The sequence below is a fragment of the Streptomyces sp. NPDC000941 genome (genome assembly GCF_053599555.1).
On record NZ_JBSFMM010000497.1, the window covers coordinates 1 to 2,357 of the forward strand.

General features: G+C 73.3%; 1 protein-coding gene and 1 pseudogene. One reads left to right on the top strand and one right to left on the bottom strand.

Annotated features, from left to right (window positions below):
- On the bottom strand, nt 1-1,342 hold a 1,342-nt coding region (locus ACWDSL_RS53025), incomplete at its 3' end, for a hypothetical protein (RefSeq protein WP_450496901.1).
- A gap of 264 nt (nt 1,343-1,606) precedes the next feature.
- On the opposite strand from ACWDSL_RS53025, the pseudogene ACWDSL_RS53030 reads away from it, so the two are divergent.
- A pseudogene (locus ACWDSL_RS53030) lies at nt 1,607-2,134 on the top strand (ADP-ribosylglycohydrolase family protein).
- The last annotated feature ends 223 nt before the right edge of the window (nt 2,135-2,357 follow it).

A 2,357-nucleotide genomic window follows, 5' to 3' on the forward strand; every position in this document is an offset into this window, starting at 1 on the left:
ACGCCGGGCCCGCGGCGCCCCCGTGGCGCACGGGGACCACAAGACCCTCGGGGGGCGCCGGGGGCTGCGGCCCTCGGGTGCCCGCGGGGGGGGGGGCGCCCCCCCCCGCCGCCAGCCGCTCCGGGGCCTCCGCGGCGGTCTCCATACTGAGCAGCTTGAGGCCGGTGTCCGCGATCGCCGTGGCCAGGATGCGGGCGTTGCGCGGCCCGGTGAACTTGCCGATGAGCGCGGCGAGCAGATTGGACAGCGCCCCGACGACGTTCTGCCGCCCGGCGATCTGGACGATCTTGCGCACGATGGGCAGCGCGGCCATCACCACCGGCAGGAACTCCTCCAGCGCGGGCCGCGGATCACCGCCGTCCGGCAGCCGGCTCAGCGCCTCGGTGAACCGCTCCCGGGCCTCGGCCAGCGCCTCGGCCTCGGCGGCCGGGCTCTGCTGCCCGTACGCCTCACCTGCCCCGCCGGACAGGGACTGCGCCGCCTCCGCGGCCCATGCCTCGCCCTCGCTCTCGTCGCGCGCCAGCAGCAGACCGGCGGTGGCTCCCGCGAGTTCCAGGCTGAGCAGGGCGGCGGGCGTCGGTTCGCCGCCGAGCGCCTGGGCGGCCGGGGCGTGGCTCTCGGCCGACTCGGACGCTTCGGCCTCCTCGGCCTCCGTCATCGGCGCCTCGCGCAGCAACTGGCGGGCGAGTTGGGTGGCGATCGGGCGGACCGGGGCGGGCAGCCGGCCGATGCCGATCTTCAGCACCCGCGTCAGCAGCGGCTGGACGATCGGGCGCAGCTGGCGCAGGATCAGCCCGATGGGCATCACCTTGGCCACCGCCTGCACACCCGTCTTGACGGCCTGGACGCCCTTCTTCGCCAGGTTCACCGCGCCGCTCACGGCCTTCTTCGCGAAGTTCTTCAGCGCCCCGAAGAACTGCTCGAAGGCGGGCGACTCCCCCAGCGCGGCCGGCGGCGCCACCGACTCGAAGACGCTCTCCAGCTCGGCCTCGGTGAGCGAACGCGTATCCGCCTCCCCGGCGGCCTCGGCCAGCGCCTCCAAGTACCGCTCCGCCTGATCGGCCAGCGCCTCCAGCCGCTCGCGCACCGGCTGCTCCGCCGCCTCCGAGGCCGAGGCGCCCACGAGGGCGGCCGCGTGCTCGGCGTGCAACGCTGCGGTCTCCTCGAGCAGTTCGGAGAGGGCTTCTTCCATCTCGTCCGAGTAGAGCTCGGCGAGCAGTTCCCGCACCGCCTCGCTGTGCGCGTCCACGGGCCCGCGCCCGGTGTCCCGGGCGGCGCCTCTGAACGGGCTGTCCAGATACGACGCGGACGGCGCCTCGGTCCATTCTTCCTCGTCGGACACGCTCCCCCGCTCTTCGGAGCGGAATGGGGAGGTGGGTGTCCATGCTTGATGATCGGTCAGTGTCACGCTTCCCCCGTCAGTCTCAAGCGAATTACCGAACCAGTGGCGATAATAGGGCGCGGTAACGGACATAGCGGCGGGATGCATGTATTCCGGATGAGTGAGTCCTATGTGAATTCAGTACATAAGATCGTCCCGGGTTCGTACATATGCGGTGGCATCCGTCTTGCACACCGCGCTCTTCGGCCTGAGTAACCTGATCACGTGAGTGGGAACGAACAGGCAGCCGGTGTGGTCGTCGGCGCGGTGGTGGGCGACGCGCTGGGAGCCCCGTTCGAGTTCGGCCCGGCGGGAGCGTTCTCCGCCCGGTTCCCGGCGTGCGGTGTCGGTGGCGAAATGTGCGGGGCGGTGGCTGGGATCCCGGCGAGGCCACGGACGACACACAGATGGCGGCCCTGGTCGCGGAGTCCTTGGGCCACCGAGTTCAACGGCGCCGTCTGGCCCTGTCTGGGCTCCGCCGTCTGGGCGCTGCGCACCACCGGAAGCTACGAGGAGGCGGTGCGCGCCGCGATCGACCTCGGCGGTGACACCGACACCGTCGCCGCGGTCACCGGCGGTCTCGCCGGCGCGTGCTACGGGCTGGACGCGATCCCGAGCCGCTGGACCGAGCCGCTTCATGTCCCCCTGCCGGGCTCCGGCAGCCCCCCGCTGCGGCTGCCGGAACTCCTCGGCCTCGTCCGCCGCCTCGTTGCCCGATCCGAGCCGCACGACGCGGAAGGCCGCTCGGCGTAAAACGGCCGCGCCGCGCTCGGTCGGGCTAGGGCTCGCCGCCGCAGGGCCCCAGGCTCGCGGCCGTCACGACCACCTGGCCGCCCGCGCCGTCCTGCCCCGGCGCCGGTGGTCCCGTCGGTGGCAGGAAACGAGGTGAAGGCACGGCCGGGCGGCCCGGTAGCGCCTGCGGACCGCCCGGCCTTGGGTGCCGCGCGGCACCCAAGGCCGTCCCAAGAGCGCGGCC